The sequence below is a fragment of the Moorena sp. SIO3H5 genome (assembly GCF_010692395.1).
Taxonomy (GTDB): domain Bacteria; phylum Cyanobacteriota; class Cyanobacteriia; order Cyanobacteriales; family Coleofasciculaceae; genus Moorena.
Genome location: NZ_JAAHHS010000755.1, coordinates 1 through 1,433, shown reverse-complemented (window position 1 = coordinate 1,433; position 1,433 = coordinate 1). Strand labels below are relative to the sequence as shown.

The 1,433-nt window shown below is 45.5% G+C and carries 2 protein-coding genes; both read left to right on the top strand.

The window, feature by feature from the left end; translation table 11 throughout:
* On the top strand, positions 1-362 hold a 362-nt coding region (locus F6K52_RS36265), incomplete at its 5' end, for an ATP-binding protein (protein WP_293090057.1).
* Between the two features lie 167 nt (positions 363-529).
* Positions 530-1,433 (top strand): DUF4158 domain-containing protein (locus F6K52_RS36260; protein WP_293090055.1); only part of this gene is annotated, 904 nt, incomplete at its 3' end.

The following is a 1,433-nucleotide window of genomic DNA, read 5'->3' as shown; positions in this document are numbered from 1 at the left end:
CACTAGTGGAATGTTATGCAAGTCAGCTCAATCGGGTCTTTATGAATCTTTTGAGTAATGCCATTGATGCCATGGAGACTGCTGCCCAACTACAACCTAAAATCACTATTCAAACAGCCGTCTTAGATGACAATAAAGTAGCCATTAGCATTAATGACTGTGGTCCTGGCATTCCGTCTGCAATTCAAAATCAGATATTTGAGGCATTTTTTACAACTAAGCCAGTAGGCAAGGGAACAGGTCTAGGGCTTTCCATTAGCTATCAAATCGTAGTCGATAAGCATCAAGGCTATTTGGCTTGTGAGTCCGCTCCAGAGCAAGGTACAACCTTTCGCATCGAACTGCCTATTAGGGGTAATTGAAGGGTTACTGTCACCAAGTGCAATAAGCTCAAATCAATTGATATACATAGGCTTCAGGGCTTAATATTTTGCAATGTAGTCATAAAGGCAACAGCTTAATCATAAGTTTAGCTTATTGATATTCTTGATATTTTATGCTCAATGCGTCATCTATCCAGACGTATTAAATGAAACGTACATGGTCCACTAATGAACTCCATGACCACTGGCAATTAGCCCCGAATGGATTAGACCTAATCAAACAGAAGCGGGGAGCCAATCGCATGGGGTTTGCGCTGTTGCTCAAATTTTTTGAATATGAGGGACGCTTTCCGTTGCAGAAGAACGAAATTCCCCGCTGTGTCCAAGCCCACATTGCCCAGCAGCTTCATTGTCCGGTCACAGACTATCAAGAGTATGATTGGTCCGGTCGAGCGATAGTCTATCACCGGGTTGAAATCCGAGAGTACTTTGGCTTTCGTCCCTGTAGCAAGGCTGACTTTGACGATGTTCATGGCTGGTTAATTGAACACGTCTTGCCCCATCAGGCGAATGAAACCCATGTGCGTCAGGCATTCTACGACCATCTGCGTCAATTAAAAATAGAGGCTCCCACGCCTGGGCGCATGAGTCGATTGCTGGACTCCGCCCGACGCCAATTTGAAAGACAGCTATGGGCAACGGTGACTGAACAGTTGTCCCCAACCTGTTGCCAAGCTTTGGATAAATTGTTGGGGAATGAAGCTGATATTTATCGGTTAGACCCGGATGAATTCGGCCTCAATCAACTCAAAGCAGACCCCGGTTCACTGAGCATCAACAGTTTACTATCTGACTTATCTAAGCTAGAACTCATAAAGAGTCTCGGGTTACCAGACAATCCATTTGGAAAAGTCTCATCGGCTGTGATTGAACGCTACCGATTGCGGGTGGAGACTGAAACCCTCAGTGAAATGCGACAGCATCCACCCTCTACTCGCTATACCCTGCTGGTGGCCTTCTGCTGGCAGCGATTTCATATCATCACCGATAGAGCTATCGATCTATTTATTCAACTGGTGCATCGTTTGGAGCGCCGCAGCTATAAGCGAA